The following is a 17,140-nucleotide window of genomic DNA, read 5'->3' on the forward strand; positions in this document are numbered from 1 at the left end:
GCCACTCGTCATCAATCTGTATTTATGAAGAACTTTTGCGCATCTCTCTTCATGTTTTGTTGTGCTTTAACGTCCCTTTTTGCTCAGGATGTAAACCCGGAGCTTTTAACGCAGCAGTGGAAAGCATCATGGATAGCCGTGCCGAATGAACCTGCACATGAATATGGCGTGTACCACTTCAGCAAATCTGCGGACCTGCCCGCAAAACCCACGAAGTTCCTGGTTCATGTTTCTGCAGATAACCGTTACAAACTGTACGTTAACCATACCCTGGTATCACAAGGCCCTGCCAGGGGAGATCTTTATTACTGGAGATACGAAACAGTCGATATAGCTCCTTATTTAACTGCGGGTCATAATACTATAGCGGCTACAGTATGGAATGAAGGCGAAAGCCGCGCGGAAGCCCAGATATCTGTTCGTACAGCTTTTATCCTGCAAGGCGATAGCGATAAAGAAGGGGTATTTAATACGGATGATACCTGGAAAGGCATTAGGGATGTGGCATACAAACCGCTAAATGGCGTTGGTTACAGCACGTATTATGTAGCTGGGCCAGGTGAGCTGGTTGATATGCATCAGTCAACAAAAAGCTGGATGGATGATGCGGGCAAATGGCCCGGCGTGCAAAAAATTGACAAGGGAAATCCAAAGGGGTACAAAAATGCTTTTTACTGGATGCTGGTGCCATCTACACTTCCTCAAATGGAAATGAAGCTTCAACGGCTGGTAAGTGTGCGTAAAGCTACGGGCATTAATCTTCCTTCTGGTTTTCCGGCGGAAAAAAAGGCCTTCAGCATTCCTGCAAATACCAAAGCTTCGTTTCTTTTAGATCAATCGTATCTCACCAATGCCTATCTTACCTTCAATTTCAGCGGCGGCAATAATGCTGGTGTATCCTTTACCTATTGCGAGTCGCCCATGGTAAATGTTGGTAATACCTGGCAAATAGTTAAGCCAAACCGCAACCAGGTAGATGGTTACAAGTTTGTAGGGCGTAAGGATAGCATTATTGCTGACGGAAGCCGTCAAAGCTTTACCACGCTGTCATTCCGCACGTTTAGGTACATCTTCGTTAATGTTACAACGAAAGATGAACCGTTGACCATTGACGACCTCTATGGCACATTCACCGGTTATCCGCTCAAGCTTAATGCAAAGCTGAATAGCGGCAATCCCGAAATGCAGGAGATTCTGGATATAGGCTGGCGTACCGCACGGTCTTGCGCAATGGAAACCTATTACGATTGCCCCTATTACGAACAACTGCAATACATAGGCGACGGGCGGATACAGGCACTTATTTCATACTTTAACAGCGGCGACGATCGTTTGGCCCGCAACGCCATCAACCTTATAGATAATTCGCGCCTGGCAGAGGGCGTCACACTTAGCAGGCATCCGTCGTATAGTCCGCAAATCATATCAACTTTCTCACTTTGGTATATCTCTATGCTGCACGACTACTGGATGTACCGTAATGATGAGGCTTTTGTAAAAAACAAGCTTGATGGCGCGCGGGACGTGCTGCGGTTCTTTAAAAAATATCAGCAAGCAGACGGATCGCTTAAAGATGCACCTTATTGGACCTTTGTAGACTGGGTATCGCAAAAAGGTTGGGATTTTGGTCAGGCACCTAAAGATGCAGACGGAAACACTGCAATATTGGATATGCAGTTGCTCCTGGCTTACCACGAAGCGGCAGAGATGGAAGCAAAAATAGGCATGCCGGCATTTGCACAGCTTTACCGGGCAGAGGCTGCAAAACTACAGGCCACAATTCAACGAAAGTACTGGAACGCCGGGAGAGGCCTTTATGCTGACAGTAAAAGCAAGGACACTTACTCACAGCATGCAAATGCACTGGCTATCCTCAGTGGCGTTGCAGGTGCAAACGCGGGTGTGCTGGCTAAAAAAATAGAGAAAGACACCAGCCTGGTGAAATGTACTATTTACTTTAAGTACTACCTGCACCAGGCGCTTACCAAAGGCGGGCTTGGTAATAATTACCTAAACTGGCTGGATGTATGGCGTGATAACATCAAGATGGGCCTTACTACCTGGGCCGAAATATCTGACCTTGAGCATAACCGCAGCGATTGCCATGCATGGGGAGCCAGCCCTAATGTGGAGTTCTTCCGCACTGTGCTGGGAATAGATAGCTATGCGCCGGGTTTCGGCAAGATAAAGATAGAACCGCATTTAGGTGCGCTGGAAAAGGCCTCCGGTGAAATTCCACATCCAAACGGAACAGTAGCGGTTAACTACGCAAAACTAGGTGGCAAGTGGCGTATGGAGATTAGCTTGCCCGTGAAAACAGAGGGCGTATTGGTTTGGCATGGAAAGCGGTACCATCTGAAGGGCGGCAGGAACGTACTTAGTATTTAAGGCATTGTTGTTAATAGCATCCTGCTTTTGTCTTTTTAGCTGTTAGGTGTTTAAACAATGTCATAAAAGTTGGCATGGCTAACTTTTATAAAGGTGGTGCTGTTACATTTGGAGCGCATACAAATATAACACCGGCGTTATGCCCAGGTTACGTTTGATTTTTTTATTTGATGTTCAATATTATAGCTAAATAATACCTAATTATTATTTAAAATGTGATATTTACACGCACAACATCACCATTACACCACTGGTTCAAATGAAAAACACCACTGCCCAGTTAAGAATACTCTCTATAGATATAGGTGGCTCAAGCATTAAGGGCACAATCCTGGATAACAAAGGCGCGCTGAAGATGGATTACAAGAAAGTTGTAACTCCAAACCCGGCCAATCCTGATAATGTTATCAAATCCATAAAAACACTGGTTAAAGACTTTCCGGAGTATGACCGTATATCAGTTGGCTTTCCTGGTTATGTACGTAACGGCGTTGTAAAAACAGCACCTAACCTGGGCAACGAATACTGGAAGGACGTTGACTTTCGCCAGTTGCTGGTTACCGCCCTTGGTAAAGATGCACAAGTGGTAAATGATGCAGATATGCAGGGGCTTGGCGTAGTAGAAGGCAAAGGGCTGGAGATGGTGATAACACTTGGTACCGGCTTTGGTACTGCATTGCTGATGGACGGGCACTTGCTGCCGCACCTTGAAGTAGCGCATCACCCCATATCTAAAGGCCGCGACTACGATGAGTACATTGGCGATAAGGCATTAGACAAGGAAGGTGTAAAGAAATGGAACACACGAATTAAAAAAGTTTTTAAAGTTTTAAAAACCGTATTCAACTACGACTACTTATACATAGGCGGCGGAAACTCCGACAAGCTTAATTTTAAGCTGGACAAGAACATGAAAATAGTAACCAATGCCGACGGCATTAAAGGCGGGGCAAGATTATGGCAGGAGGATAAACACCCGGTTACACACACGGCTATGGCTACTCCTACTAAATAATTAAAACTCCAATCAACTCACAATAATGGAAAAACCGAACGAAGAACTGGAAAAGTTAGCAATTGACACCGTAAGGGTACTGTCTGCGGACGCTGTACAGAAAGCAAACTCAGGCCACCCCGGTACTGCAATGGCACTTGCGCCGCTGGGCCATGTGCTTTGGACAAAATTTTTAAACTATAATCCTAAAAACCCGGATTGGGCAAACCGCGACAGGTTTATTTTGTCGGCGGGTCATGCTTGTATCCTGCAATATAACTTCTTACACCTAACCGGTTACGATTTATCTTTGGATGATCTGAAGGCTTTTCGCCAGATGAACAGCAAAACCGCTGGCCACCCCGAGTATGGGTTGGCACCGGGGGTTGATGTAACAACCGGGCCGTTGGGCCAGGGCTTTGCCAATGGTGTAGGTTTCGGCATAGCGCAAAAGCATTTAGCTGCCCGTTACAACAAGCCAGGTTTCTCTCTTTTTGATTATTACATCTATTCTATCGTAAGTGATGGCGATATGATGGAAGGTGTTACATCTGAAGCGGCTTCTTTAGCAGGGCATCTTGAGTTAGGCAATCTCATTTATATATACGATGATAACCACATCTCTATAGAAGGCAGCACCAACATCGCGTTTAACGAGGATGTAAGCGCACGTTTCCGTGCATATGGCTGGCATGTGCAGGACCTTCCGGATGTTAACGATACCCATGCTTTGGAGCTTGCTTTGATAAACGCACGGTCCGAAACTCAAAAGCCATCGCTCATCCGTGTTCGTTCACTGATTGCATACGGTAGTCCTAACAAATCAGGAACTGCAGGTTCTCACGGTTCACCGCTTGGTGCAGATGAGATTAAGTTGGTTAAAGAATTCTTTGGCTTTGATCCTGAAAAGTCTTTCGAAATACCTGAGGAAGTTGCCAAATACTACGCAGAAAAAGGCGCACGCGGCGGCAAAAAAGAGGATAAGTGGAACGAGTTGTTCGCCAAGTACAAAGAAAAGTTCCCTGAACTTGCAGCTGAGTATGAAGCTGCGTTTAAAGGCGAACTACCTTCTGGCTGGGCCGACAAGCTGCCTGTGTTTAAAGGCTCTGATCCTAAGATGGCCACACGCCAGGCTTCCGGAAAAGTGTTAAATGCAATTGCGGCAGGTTTGCCAAATCTAATTGGCGGCGCGGCTGACCTTGCGCCATCAACTGAAACTAACCTGAAGGACTTTGATTCATTTACTTCAGAGAACCGTGGTGGCCGCAACTTCCACTTCGGTATCCGTGAGCATGCAATGGGTTCGGCACTTAATGGTATGGCTTTAACAAAAGGCCTCCTGCCATTTGGCGCAACCTTCCTGCAATTTGCTGATTATATGCGTCCGCCGATCCGTTTGGCAGCCATCATGAAGATCAACCCGATATTTGTTTATACTCACGACAGTATTGGCTTAGGAGAAGACGGAACGACACACCAGCCAATTGAACATCTGGCTTCTCTTCGCGCTATTCCAAACGTAACGGTTATCCGTCCGGCTGATGCTAACGAAACTGCTTACGCCTGGAAAGTGGCCATTGAGAAAAAAGGTGGACCAACCGTATTGATCTTCACTCGCCAGGGATTGCCTATCCTTGATCAGGATAAATACGGTAAGGCTGCCGACCTGGAAAAAGGCGCGTATGTGCTTTCAAAAGAAAGTGGTAACCCCGATCTGATATTAATGGCGACCGGCTCAGAAGTAGCACTAATACTACAAGCACAGGAAAAATTGGAAGCTGAAGGCATCTCTACACGTGTGGTAAGCATGCCATCGTGGGAGCTGTTCGAGAAACAAAGTGCCGAGTATAAAGAATCGGTGTTACCTAAAGCAAGCCGTAAACGCTTGGCAGTGGAAATGGCTTCTCCAATGGGCTGGCACAAATACACTACAGACGAAGGCGACATGTTGGGTATGACCACCTTTGGCGAATCTGCACCTGCTGAAGATTTGTATAAACACTTTGGCTTTACAGTAGAGAACGTAGTAGCCAAAGCAAAAGCAATATTGTAAATAGTTGAGTTGTAAATAGTGAGTGGTGAGCGGTTAAACTGCGATAAACTACTCACTATTGACCACTCACCACTCCACTATAACATGAGCGATCTGATAAAAGACCTCCAATGGTCTGGTACAATCACCAATGTTACGGGCAAGCAAAAAGTTGCCTCCCAGATAGCTGCCATGGTAAAAGATGGCGACGTGCTGGGTGTGGGCTCCGGTTCAACAGTTTACCTTGCTCTCCTGGCTATTGCCGAAAGGATAAAAACTGAAAAGCTGAACATACTGGCTATCCCAACATCATTGGAAATATCTATGTTCTGCGCTAAGTTGGGTATTCCGCTCACCAGTACATTCGAGCATACACCTGACTGGCTGTTTGATGGTGCGGACGAAGTTGACCCCAATAATTGGCTTATTAAAGGCCGCGGTGGTGCAATGTTCAAAGAAAAACTGCTGATAAGCAGCAGCGCAGTCAACTACATTATTGTGGACGAAAGTAAGATGGTGCAAAAAATAAACACCAACTTTCCGGTACCTGTAGAGGTGTTCCCGCAGGCGCTGTTGCACGTTGGTTCGGAACTAAGAAAGATAGGTGCCAATAATGTATCTATCCGCCCTGCTAAAGGGAAGGATGGTCCTGTGATCACAGAGAACAACAATATGGTGCTCGATTGCTATTTCGACAATGTGACAAATAGTTTAGAGCGAGATATTAAATCAATAACCGGCGTAATAGAAAGCGGCCTGTTTATTGGTTACGACCTGAACATACTGGTAGCTGCTAATGAGTAGTACAATTACACTCCTGTAGCTAAAGAATGATATTGAGATTATACGCTACAGTTGCATTGGCCCCAACTTTGCCGCTGTAGAACAATTTACTATTAGAACAACAACAAATTAAACATACCTGATATGGCAACTAGCAATGTGAAGCAAATACACGATTTCGGTCAGAGCATCTGGCTTGATTTTATTGATCGCGAGATCATCTCCTCAGGCAAGCTGAAGAAATTAATTGACGAGGATGGCGTAAGAGGGGTAACCTCAAATCCAGCCATTTTCGAAAAGGCAATTAGCAGCAGCAGCGATTACGATGCCGACGTAAAAGAACTCGGTGCAAATGCAGAAACTACTGAAAAGTTGTTTTTTGAACTTGCTGTAAAAGACATACAGGCAGCCTGCGACATTTTCGACAGCGTGTACAACGAAGGCGTTGTTGGTGCAGATGGCTATGTTAGTTTGGAAGTATCTCCTTTCCTCGCGCTTGATACCGAAGGTACTATAAAACAAGCAGAGGAGCTTTGGAAAAAAGTTGATCGTAAAAACGTGATGATCAAGATCCCTGGTACTAAGCCTGGGTTGCAAGCCATCCGCGAAACGATAGCAAAAGGCATTAACGTAAACGTTACCCTGCTTTTTGGACTGGAGCGTTACGAAGCCGTTACAGAGGCGTACATCTCAGGTCTGGAAGATCATTTAGCCGCCGGTCACAAAATAGCGCATATATCATCAGTAGCTAGTTTCTTTTTAAGCCGTATAGACGTGGTTGTTGATCCTTTATTGGAAGAGAAAGGTGAAAAAGAGCTGGTTGGTGAAGTAGCCGTTGCATCTGCAAAGAAGGCATATGAAATTTACAAACGCGTATTTAGCACCGAGCGTTGGAAAAAACTTGAGGAGCAGGGTGCAAAACCACAGCGTTTGCTTTGGGCGAGTACCGGCAGCAAGAACCCTGCATTTAAAGATACTAAATACGTAGAAGCTCTTATTGGTCCGGACACTGTTGATACAGTTCCATTAGAAACTATAGATGCCTTCCGCGACCATGGTGTGGCTGCAAATACATTAGAGCAAGGCCTGGATAAAGCAACAGAAACGCTTGCTAAATTAAAAGAATTAGGTATTGATCTTGACGCGATAACTCAGCAGCTGGAAGACGAGGGTATCGAGAAATTTAACAAGCCATTCGAGAAATTGCTCAAAGCAATAGAGGATCAACAAAGCAAAGCATAAGCACACCCCGATGGCAAAGTATAATGATCTAAAGATCCTCTTCTTTGACGTTGGCGGCATACTGCTTACGAACGGTTGGGGCCACGAGTCTCGCCGTGAAGCTGCAAAGAAATTTGGCATAGATTACGAGGAAGTTAACGCCTTGCACAACTTTATCTTCAACGTTTACGAGATAGGAAGCATTACGCTTGACCAGTACCTGGATACCGTGATCTTTAATCAGCCACGGGATTTTGTACGCGAAGATTTCAAGGAGTTTATGTACTCACAGTCTGTGGAACTTCCAGACATGCTGGCCTGGTTAAAGGAGTGGAAAAAAGACTGTGGCTTCCGCATTATCTCTATTAATAACGAGGGTAAGGAGCTGAACGATTACCGGGTGCAAAAGTTTAAACTGCACGAGTGTTTTGATGCATTCATCTCCTCCTGCGAGGTTAAAATGCGTAAACCAGATCCCGGTATATGGCAGCTGGCTATGGGCATTGCCCAGGCTTCACCAAATCAGTGTGTGTACTTTGATGACAGGATAATGTTTGTAAAAATGGCAGAGAACCTGGGCATTCGTGCTTACCAGCACACGGATTTTGAGACAACAAAAAGGATATTGAACGAACTTAAAGAGCAAAAACTCAACTAACATGAGCACAACAACAGATAAGTACGCTTTTGGTATGATTGGCCTTGGTGTTATGGGCCGAAGCCTGCTATTGAATATGGCCGACCATGGGTTTGCCGTGGCGGGGCACGATAAAGATCAGGGTAAGGTAGATTCGCTTAACCAGGAGGGCGACAAGTTTGCCGTTAAGGGTTTTATTGATGTTAACGAATTTATACAAAGCCTTACTACGCCACGCGCCATTATGATGCTGGTGCCTGCGGGCAAGCCTGTGGATAGCGTTATTGCGGAGTTGAGCCCGTTGTTGGATAAAGGTGATATTTTAATTGATGGCGGGAACTCCCACTTTACCGACACCAACCGCCGTGTAGAAGAGCTGGAAGCTAAAGGTTTGCATTTCTTTGGTATGGGTGTATCAGGCGGTGAGGAAGGTGCACGCAAAGGCCCAAGCATGATGCCGGGCGGCGACAAAGATGCATACAACGTAATGAAGCCCATCTTTGAAGCTATCGCGGCAAAGGTAGATGGCGCGCCATGCGTAACTTACATTGGTCCGGGTGCATCGGGTCACTTTGTAAAAATGGTGCATAACGGCATTGAGTACGGTATAATGCAATTGCTTGCCGAAACGTACGAGATCATGAAAAAGGGCTTGAAGATGGATAACGCCCACATGGGAGAAATATTTGCCCAGTGGAACGATGGCCGATTGCAGTCATTCCTGCTGGATATTACCAAAGATATCTTCAAATTTAATGCTCCAGGTACGGACCACCTGTTGTTAGACGATATTAAGGATGAAGCGCGTGCTAAAGGTACCGGTAAATGGACCTCGCAAAGCGCTATGGACCTGCAGGCACCTATCCCAACGGTAGATACCGCTGTTGCCATGCGCGACCTTTCTAAGTACAAGGAGCTACGCACTAACGCAGCGGGCATTTACAGTACAGCAGATCACCAGCAGATAGAGGGTGATCAGGCAGAGTTGCTGGCTGCTTTGGAACAAGCCTTTTATTTTACAATGATCATCAGCTACGCGCAGGGCATGCACATGCTCTCCAATGCGTCTGCTGAATACAAATACGACCTGAAGCTTGATGATATAGCCAAGATATGGCGCGGCGGATGTATCATCCGTTCCAAATTCCTGGAGAATATATATGGTGCATACGGTAAAGACCCTAAGTTAGCGCACTTGCTGCTTGACGGCGACGTAAGGGAAATTGTAACTAGCTTGCTGCCGGGCATTCGTAAAGTGGTAGCAGCCGCAGTTAATGCAGGCATAGCAGCGCCTGCTTACGCAGCATCGCTAAGCTATTTTGATGCTTTCCGCAGCGAACGCATGCCATCTAACCTTACTCAAGCCCAGCGCGATTATTTTGGCGCGCACACTTACGAGCTGATAGGCAAAGAAGGTACATTCCATACGCAATGGACCGCTAAACAAGACTAACGAATAGAATCGAGAAGTGAGGAATCAAGAGTCAAGATAAACAATTTGTTACTCGTGTCTTGATTCTTTACTCTTAACTGCTGACTCTCAAAAAATACATCATGAGCAACGTTAAATCGCCCCCTACCATATTTGTGATCTTCGGTGCAACCGGAGACCTTAACTCACGCAAAATAGCTCCGGCTTTATATAACCTCTTTCTTGACGGATGGCTGCCAGATCAGTTTTCTATTATAGGTACAGGTCGTACAAAGCTTACTGACGAGCAATTCCGTGAGAACATGTTTAACGACATTAACCAATTTTCGCGCAGCGGAAAAGTTGACGGCAAAAAATGGGAAAAGTTTGTAAACAGCATTTACTACCAGGTATCTGACGCAACAGATTTTGAGACCTATAAAGAGTTTGGCAAACGCATAGAAAAGCATAACGAGGAATGGAAAACCCAGGCTAACGTGATCTTCTATCTGGCGGTTGCACCAAACTTCTTCCCTATCATCGCTTCAAATATTTCCAAAGCTCAATTAGCTGAAGATAAGAACCGCGTTAGGATCATCATTGAGAAACCATTCGGGCATGACCTGGAAACGGCAAAGGAACTTAACCAGCTACTGTCAGGTATTTTTGACGAGTGCCAGATCTACCGTATAGACCATTATCTGGGCAAGGAAACTGTTCAGAACATCATGGCATTCCGTTTTGCCAACTCCATTATGGAGCCGCTGTGGAACCGGAACTATATCGAACACGTACAGATATCAGTTACTGAGCAACTGGGCGTGGAAGAGCGGGGAGACTATTATGATGGCTCAGGCGCTATGCGCGACATGATACAAAATCATCTATTGCAATTACTTTGCCACATTGCCATGGAGCCGCCGGTTAGCTTTAATGCTAACGAGGTGCGCGACCGAAAGGTAGATGTGCTAAGGGCCATGCGCAAGTTCACGCCGGAAGATGTGCGTAACTCAGCAGTTAGAGGCCAGTATGGTAGCGGCTGGATGAAGGGTAAAGAAGTACCGGGTTACCGCGAGGAGCCTAAGGTAGACCCGCAATCGAACACCGAGACGTTTGCCGCTATCAAATTCTTTGTAGACAACTGGCGCTGGCAGGGTGTGCCGTTTTACCTCCGTACAGGTAAGCGCATGCATCAGTCATCGTCGGTGATTACCATCCAGTTCAAGGATGTACCGCACCTGATATTCCCTACCGAAGCCGCTGAAAGCTGGCAGCAAAACAGGTTGATCATCAGTATACAGCCGGAAATGAGCATCCGTTTACAGGTGCAAGCCAAACGCCCTGGTATTGACATGGTGCTGAATCCTGTAGATATGGTATTTGATTATAAAGGCACTTACACCAACCAGGCGCCGGAAGCTTACGAAACCTTAATATTGGATACCATGCTTGGCGACCAGACATTATTTATGCGTGGCGACCAGGTAGAAGCAGCGTGGGAGCTGGTTATGCCGATCCTGAGCACCTGGCAAAATAAGAAGAGCTTGAACTTCCCTAATTATAGTGCCGATTCATGGGGGCCAGAGTCTGCTGAGGCATTAATAGCCCGCGATGGTTTCAATTGGTTCACACTGCCTGTTAACGGTAAAAAATAAGCAATATGCATCTTAACATAGCTAACACGCCCGATGATGTAATAGCGCAACTTGCGATGTACTTTGCTAAGTTAGCTGCTGAAGCTATCAAAGAGCGTGATCGTTTTACGGTAGCACTAAGCGGCGGTAGTTCTCCGAAGAAACTTCATGAACTGCTGGCAAGCGAGTACCGCGACAAAATTGAGTGGGACAAGGTTTATTTCTTTTTTGGTGATGAGCGTGATGTGCCGTTAACAGATCAGCAAAGTAACTACCTGATGGCGAAGAACACTTTGTTTGATCCGCTGGGAATAGATGAGTCGCAGATTTTTGCTATAGAGACCCATTTAGGTGCGGAAGAAGCAGCAAAAGAGTACACAACCGCCTTACTGAACTTTTTTGATGAGGGAAACGCAAGTTTCGACCTTATCATTTTAGGGTTGGGTGATAACTCTCACACCGCGTCGTTGTTCCCGAATACACCGGTTTTACATGATGAAAGTGCAAGCGTGCAGGCATTATATATCGACGAAGTGAAGATGAACCGGATAACCTTTACGGCACCGCTCATTAACATAGCGCACCACATTGCTTTTCTAGTTTATGGCGAAGGCAAAGCAGAAGCGGTAAAACACATCCTTGAGGACGAGCAAAATATCGAACTTTATCCTGCTCAATTGATAAAGCCGGTGAGCGGTGACCTGTTTTGGTTTATGGATAAAGCCGCCGCATCAAAACTGGAGAACCAGTATGGCCGCATGACGCAGGTGGTTTTGCCTCCACCACCGTCAAATTAAATTTTTAGTACTTGTTATTCCCCCATTTTGCGGATAGCATTTTAAACTTTTCATGCCTATGAGCGACTTTAAAGATCAACTGCAGGCCATGTTCGTGCCTGAAGAGCAGATACCTGCCGAACATCGGATAGAGGAGATACATCAACGCGAGTACTTGGTTAATGGCGAAATGCGCCAGTGGAACGGCGAGGTAAGTGAGGTGTATTCGCCTGTGATGATACCGCAGGCTGATGGTAGTTACAAGCGTAAGCTAATTGGTACCTATCCCGTCTGCACCGAAGCCGAAGCCATGGAGGCTATGGATGCCGCTTTGCAAGCTTATGATAATGGCCGCGGCGAATGGCCAACGATGAGCGTAGCAGACCGCATCAAGTGTATGGATAAGTTCGTGTACAAAATGATCGAGCAGCGTACGCTGATTGTAAAGCTCATTATGTGGGAAATAGGCAAGTCCTATGCCGATTCCATCAAAGAATTTGACCGCACCGTAGAATACATAAACGCAACCATTGATGGGTTGAAAGACATTGACCGTCAATCATCCCGATTTGAAATGGCCGAAGGGTTGGTAGCGCAGATCCGACGCTCGCCGTTGGGTGTTGTGCTGTGTATGGGGCCATTTAACTATCCCCTTAACGAGACCTTTACTACGCTAATTCCGGCGCTGATAATGGGGAACACCATTCTGTTTAAACCACCAAAGCATGGTACTCTACTGCACTATCCTTTATTAGAGGCATTTAAAGACGCTTTCCCTAAGGGTGTGGTAAATACGGTTTATGGCCGTGGAGCAGTGGTTACACCGGGACTTATGGCTACCGGTAAGATAAACGTATTGGCATTTATTGGCAGCAGTAAGGTGGCAAATGATCTTAAAAAGCGCCATCCAAAAGTAAACCGCCTGCGTGCAGTATTGAGCCTGGATGCCAAGAACGCTGCTATCGTAACCAAGCACGCCGATCTGAAACTTGCCGTAAGCGAGTGTATCCTTGGCGCGTTATCTTTCAACGGACAACGTTGTACGGCTATCAAGATGATATTTGTACACAAAGAAGTTGCAGACGAGTTCCTGAAACTGCTTAGCAATACAGTAGACGCGATGAAGCCCGGCCTGCCCTGGGAAAAGGATGTAAAGCTTACACCATTGCCCGAACCGCACAAGCCCGACTACCTGAGAGAATGCATAGATGACGCCATTGCCAATGGTGCCAAGGTGATGAACCAACACGGCGGCATCACCGCCGGATCCTTTGTTTTCCCTGCTGTGGTTTATCCCGTAAATGAGAAAATGAAGCTATATCGCGAGGAGCAGTTTGGCCCGGTAATTCCGGTTGTACCGTTTGAGGATATTGAGGAACCAATTGAATACCAGATAGATTCGCCACATGGTATGCAGGTGAGTATTTTCAGTAACGATGCCAAAGAGATATCGGCATTGATCGATCCGTTTGTCAACCTGGTAAGCCGCGTGAACATCAATAGCCAATGCCAGCGCGGGCCAGATGTGTTCCCGTTCACCGGCCGTAAGGATAGTGCCGAGGGCACCCTGTCTGTACATGACGCTTTGCGCTCGTTCTCTATACGATCATTGGTTGCTACCAAGATGAATGATACCAACAAGCAGCTTATCAATGAGATTGTGAATGATAACGATTCCAATTTTCTGAGCACGAAGTATATTCTTTAGCAATCACTTCATCTCATAAAAAAAAAGACGCGGCACAACGCGTCTTTTTTGTTCAGTGTTTTTCGTGAACGCCGAAAATGAACACTTGTGTAACCGGCTATTTACCAGCAAGAACCACACTTTTTTGCACCATTAAAAACAGCTATTTTCACCATTATTTGGATTAATGCAAAAAATTCTGTATGTGAATTATGGTGCTTACAAATGATACTTTCGTGATAAACAAACCGGCACTTTCACCGTATATTTGTAAGGCAAACTTATTAGTTTACTTAATTAAATGAGCAAAGTTGATATTGATGATTTGGCATCTCAGTTACGCGTAACCGTAACCCGGTTGATAAAGAAGTTGCGGAAAGAATCTGCTACAGGCAGCAGGCTTTCGCTAACCGAACGGTCTACCCTGGCGTTGCTGGATAAAACGCAGCTTTTACCAAGCGAGCTTGCCGCAATGGAGAAGATCACCAATCAGTCCATGTCGCAAATTTTAAGCCATTTGGATGAGTTAGGATACATCAGTCGCACTGCTTCAGAAACAGATAAGCGTAAGGTGCTGATCTCGTTATCTGCCGAAGGGGAGAAGGTGTTGTCGCAGATCCGTAACGAGCGGGTGGAGTGGTTAAGCCATGCCATTGCAGCCACCTGTACAGCCGAAGAGCAGGAGATTTTATTAAAAGCAATTGCACCATTAACAAAGCTTGTAGAGATAGAGTAACCCCGTGAGTTTGCGTATAAAAGGGTTATAATATGAATATTAGTACTTTCAAAGCGTTCCGCAGCCGTAATTACCGGTTATACTTTGCGGGGCAATCGGTATCGCTCATCGGTACCTGGATGCAGAAGACCGCTGTAAGTTGGGTTATTTACACACTTACCCATTCTACGTTTATGCTGGGGCTTACGCTGTTTGCCAGCCAGTTCCCTTCCTTTATTTTTTCGTTAATAGGTGGCGTAGCGAGCGACCGCTATAACAAGTTTAAGGTGTTGCTTACTACACAAGTGCTCTCCATGGTACAGGCTGTGCTGCTGGCATTACTTATATTTTTTAACCATTACGAGGTGTGGCAAATACTGGCGCTAAGCGTGGTACTGGGTATTATCAACGCGTTTGATGTGCCGGCGAGGCAATCGCTGGTTTATGACATGGTGGAAGATAAAAGTGATCTGCCCAATGCCCTGGCGTTAAACTCCTCTATGGTAAACCTGTCGCGGCTTATAGGCCCTGGTATTGCCGGGCTGGTGCTGGAGACCTTTGGCGACGACGCCTGCTTCGGAATAAATGCCGTCAGCTTTATTGCTGTTATTGGTTCCTTACTAATGATGAGGTTGCCTAAGGTAGAACATAAACCGCATGCCGGTAATGCCTTTGCCGACCTGAAAGAAGGCTTTACATACATCAAGCAAACACCATCCATAGGTTTTGTGCTTATTATGCTTGCGCTCATTAGCCTGTTTGTATTGCCGTTTAGTACGCTTATACCTTTCTACGCCAAGGACGTTTTCCATGGTACAGCATCAACCTTTGGTGTTATAGATAGCTTTATTGGCCTTGGTGCTTTTTCTGGCGCCATATTCCTGGCATCGCTGAAGCCGGGCAGCAACCTTAAACAAATCCTGTTCATCAATACACTGGTATTTGGCACCGGGTTAATCCTGTTCTCGCACGAGGGGAGTTATCCACTGGCGCTGCTGTTTGTAACCATTGCTGGGTTTGGCATGATGTCGCAGATCACCATCAGCAATACTTTAATACAAACAACTGTTGCTTATGACATGCGCGGACGAGTGATCAGCTTTTACGCTATGGCTTTCTTTGGTATGCAGCCGCTGGGCGGGTTGGTTATAGGTGCAGTATCTAAGTGGATAGGTACCACTAATACCATGCTGCTGGAGGGTGTTGCAGCGCTGCTGATAGGCACACTGCACTGGCGTTATCTGCACAAAGAAAAGCTTAAAGAAAAACAGGCGCCGGTTTTAGAGGCAACAGTTGCGCATGCGGTATAAAAAACAGCGTAATCTTGATCTAAAGTACTAGCTATCAGTGTATTTAGAACACTATAGGTTTTGCCTATAACCCATAGATATTAAGAATGAAATCCGCATGGTTTTAGCCGTATATTTGTTGCATAAATTTTAATAAAACATCTGTTATGTTAACGATAGGACAAAAATTTCCGGAATTTTCTAAAACTGCAGTAACCAGCATCGAAAAAGGTAAAGAGTTTGAAACCATTACATCAGAGTTCCTGGTGAATGAAGATAACGTATGGACCGTAATGTTCTGGTGGCCAAAAGATTTTACTTTTGTTTGCCCAACTGAGATTGCTGAGTTCAACAGAGCTTACGGTGAGTTCCGCGACCGCGACACCCGTTTAATTGGTGCTTCTACTGATTCTGAATTCGTTCACGCTGCATGGAGAAGAAACCATGACGATCTGCGCGATCTGAAATTCCCGATGCTTGCTGATACTTCAAAATCATTGGCTGAAGACCTGGGTATTTTAGAGCCAAATGAAAAGATCGCTTACCGTGCTACTTTCATTGTAGACCCACAAGGTATCATCCGTTGGGTATCTGTTAACGACCTGAATGTTGGCCGTAATGTTAAAGAAGTACTACGCGTGCTTGACGGTTTACAAACTGACGAGCTTTGCCCTTGCAACTGGGAAAAAGGCCAAGAAACTTTAACTGTATAAGTACCCGCTTAGCAATAGCTTTTAACCACAGGGAGCACAAAGAAGGCACAGGGTACACGGGGATAAACTCTGCCACTCTGTAAATACCTCTGCGTTCTCTGTGGTTATTTTTTTGTCTACCATTTTAAATAAAAAACATCATGTCAGAAAGTACCGAACTGATACAAGAGATACTACAAAGCGTAGGTCTCGAGAATAATTACCGCACCGTTAGTCTAACCTTGCTTGAAAAAGGCGAATCACGCTACCTGCGCGATTTTAAATTGAATTTTACCAGCACGCTTACTTCAGCTCATCTTACCGAAAAAGAATGCGCGTTACTTGGCCTGAGCACCGCTGTAAACAATAATAACCTGCCGCTTACCAACTACTATACAAAGTATGCCGAAGAGCAGGGCGCAACTGCCGCAGACATTGCAGAGGCTGTTGGCTGTGCATCGTTACTGGCATCAAATAACGTGTTCTACAGGTTCCGTCACTTCACTCAAAAGGAGAAGTACACGCAGATACCTGCACGCATACGCATGCAGCTGATGATGAAGCCGGTTACCGGTAAAGAGTTTTTTGAACTGATGAGCCTGGCCATTTCTGCAGTTAATGGTTGCGAAATGTGCGTTAACGCTCACGAAGACTCTCTTATAAAGCTGGGCACAACCGAAGAGCGCATTTTTGACGCTGTACGCATTGCATCATTGGTAACTGCTACCGGCAAAGTAATATTCTAAGCTTCTCTAAAAGCTTAACAATAAAAAAGGAGATGGTTTATACCATCTCCTTTTTTACGTAAACTGAATTATGAAAATTTTATGAAATTAAATTTGCGTTTGTTAATTTAAAACAAGTAATTTTAAGGCATAAGA

At 45.5% G+C, this 17,140-nt stretch carries 14 protein-coding genes; all 14 read left to right on the forward strand.

The genetic code is table 11. From position 1 onward, the window contains the following. Window positions 1-24: 24 nt before the first annotated feature. Window positions 25-2,388, forward strand: coding sequence for an alpha-L-rhamnosidase-related protein (locus AC59GT_RS00055; RefSeq protein ID WP_497235735.1), 2,364 nt, complete (start codon window positions 25-27; stop codon window positions 2,386-2,388). 259 nt (window positions 2,389-2,647) lie between these two features. Further along, the gene (locus AC59GT_RS00060; protein ID WP_117384826.1) at window positions 2,648-3,403 is read left to right on the forward strand and encodes an ROK family protein; all 756 of its coding nucleotides are present in this window, start codon (window positions 2,648-2,650) and stop codon (window positions 3,401-3,403) included. Between the two features lie 25 nt (window positions 3,404-3,428). Then, window positions 3,429-5,435, forward strand: coding sequence for a transketolase (gene tkt / locus AC59GT_RS00065; RefSeq protein ID WP_497235736.1), 2,007 nt, complete (start codon window positions 3,429-3,431; stop codon window positions 5,433-5,435). Window positions 5,436-5,519: 84 nt separating this feature from the next. After that, window positions 5,520-6,218, forward strand: a complete 699-nt coding sequence (gene rpiA, locus AC59GT_RS00070; RefSeq protein WP_497235737.1) for a ribose 5-phosphate isomerase A — start codon at window positions 5,520-5,522, stop codon at window positions 6,216-6,218. A gap of 123 nt (window positions 6,219-6,341) precedes the next feature. Beyond that, window positions 6,342-7,439, forward strand: a complete 1,098-nt coding sequence (tal, locus tag AC59GT_RS00075; RefSeq protein WP_497235738.1) for a transaldolase — start codon at window positions 6,342-6,344, stop codon at window positions 7,437-7,439. A 10-nt stretch (window positions 7,440-7,449) separates the two neighbouring features. Further along, on the forward strand, window positions 7,450-8,076 hold the full coding sequence (locus AC59GT_RS00080; protein ID WP_497235739.1) for an HAD family hydrolase: 627 nt from the start codon (window positions 7,450-7,452) through the stop codon (window positions 8,074-8,076). 1 nt (window position 8,077) lies between these two features. Continuing rightward, complete coding sequence (gnd, locus tag AC59GT_RS00085) at window positions 8,078-9,508, forward strand: NADP-dependent phosphogluconate dehydrogenase (RefSeq protein WP_497235740.1); 1,431 nt, start codon at window positions 8,078-8,080, stop codon at window positions 9,506-9,508. Window positions 9,509-9,609: 101 nt separating this feature from the next. Then, on the forward strand, window positions 9,610-11,121 hold the full coding sequence (gene zwf, locus AC59GT_RS00090; RefSeq protein WP_497235741.1) for a glucose-6-phosphate dehydrogenase: 1,512 nt from the start codon (window positions 9,610-9,612) through the stop codon (window positions 11,119-11,121). Window positions 11,122-11,126: 5 nt separating this feature from the next. Next, the gene (pgl, locus tag AC59GT_RS00095; protein WP_497235742.1) at window positions 11,127-11,897 is read left to right on the forward strand and encodes a 6-phosphogluconolactonase; all 771 of its coding nucleotides are present in this window, start codon (window positions 11,127-11,129) and stop codon (window positions 11,895-11,897) included. Between the two features lie 58 nt (window positions 11,898-11,955). Further along, a complete protein-coding gene (locus AC59GT_RS00100; RefSeq protein ID WP_497235743.1) occupies window positions 11,956-13,584 on the forward strand; it encodes an NADP-dependent glyceraldehyde-3-phosphate dehydrogenase in 1,629 nt (542 codons plus the stop codon). Window positions 13,585-13,864: 280 nt separating this feature from the next. Next, on the forward strand, window positions 13,865-14,299 hold the full coding sequence (locus AC59GT_RS00105; RefSeq protein ID WP_497235744.1) for a MarR family winged helix-turn-helix transcriptional regulator: 435 nt from the start codon (window positions 13,865-13,867) through the stop codon (window positions 14,297-14,299). A gap of 32 nt (window positions 14,300-14,331) precedes the next feature. Continuing rightward, window positions 14,332-15,588, forward strand: a complete 1,257-nt coding sequence (locus tag AC59GT_RS00110; RefSeq protein WP_497235745.1) for an MFS transporter — start codon at window positions 14,332-14,334, stop codon at window positions 15,586-15,588. A gap of 146 nt (window positions 15,589-15,734) precedes the next feature. Continuing rightward, window positions 15,735-16,280, forward strand: a complete 546-nt coding sequence (locus tag AC59GT_RS00115) for a peroxiredoxin (RefSeq protein ID WP_117384815.1) — start codon at window positions 15,735-15,737, stop codon at window positions 16,278-16,280. Between the two features lie 140 nt (window positions 16,281-16,420). Further along, window positions 16,421-17,005, forward strand: coding sequence for a carboxymuconolactone decarboxylase family protein (locus AC59GT_RS00120; protein ID WP_497235746.1), 585 nt, complete (start codon window positions 16,421-16,423; stop codon window positions 17,003-17,005). Window positions 17,006-17,140: the final 135 nt, after the last annotated feature.

The sequence above is a fragment of the Mucilaginibacter sp. 320_HR genome (assembly GCF_059691875.1).

Coding starts and splice junctions, on each gene's coding strand:
- AC59GT_RS00115 (WP_117384815.1), top strand. CDS start 15,735: ATGTTAACGATAGGACAAAAATTTCCGGAATTTTCTAAAACTGCAGTA.
- gnd (WP_497235740.1), top strand. CDS start 8,078: ATGAGCACAACAACAGATAAGTACGCTTTTGGTATGATTGGCCTTGGT.
- AC59GT_RS00055 (WP_497235735.1), top strand. CDS start 25: ATGAAGAACTTTTGCGCATCTCTCTTCATGTTTTGTTGTGCTTTAACG.
- pgl (WP_497235742.1), top strand. CDS start 11,127: ATGCATCTTAACATAGCTAACACGCCCGATGATGTAATAGCGCAACTT.
- AC59GT_RS00060 (WP_117384826.1), top strand. CDS start 2,648: ATGAAAAACACCACTGCCCAGTTAAGAATACTCTCTATAGATATAGGT.
- AC59GT_RS00120 (WP_497235746.1), top strand. CDS start 16,421: ATGTCAGAAAGTACCGAACTGATACAAGAGATACTACAAAGCGTAGGT.
- AC59GT_RS00080 (WP_497235739.1), top strand. CDS start 7,450: ATGGCAAAGTATAATGATCTAAAGATCCTCTTCTTTGACGTTGGCGGC.
- tkt (WP_497235736.1), top strand. CDS start 3,429: ATGGAAAAACCGAACGAAGAACTGGAAAAGTTAGCAATTGACACCGTA.
- zwf (WP_497235741.1), top strand. CDS start 9,610: ATGAGCAACGTTAAATCGCCCCCTACCATATTTGTGATCTTCGGTGCA.
- AC59GT_RS00100 (WP_497235743.1), top strand. CDS start 11,956: ATGAGCGACTTTAAAGATCAACTGCAGGCCATGTTCGTGCCTGAAGAG.
- tal (WP_497235738.1), top strand. CDS start 6,342: ATGGCAACTAGCAATGTGAAGCAAATACACGATTTCGGTCAGAGCATC.
- rpiA (WP_497235737.1), top strand. CDS start 5,520: ATGAGCGATCTGATAAAAGACCTCCAATGGTCTGGTACAATCACCAAT.
- AC59GT_RS00110 (WP_497235745.1), top strand. CDS start 14,332: ATGAATATTAGTACTTTCAAAGCGTTCCGCAGCCGTAATTACCGGTTA.
- AC59GT_RS00105 (WP_497235744.1), top strand. CDS start 13,865: ATGAGCAAAGTTGATATTGATGATTTGGCATCTCAGTTACGCGTAACC.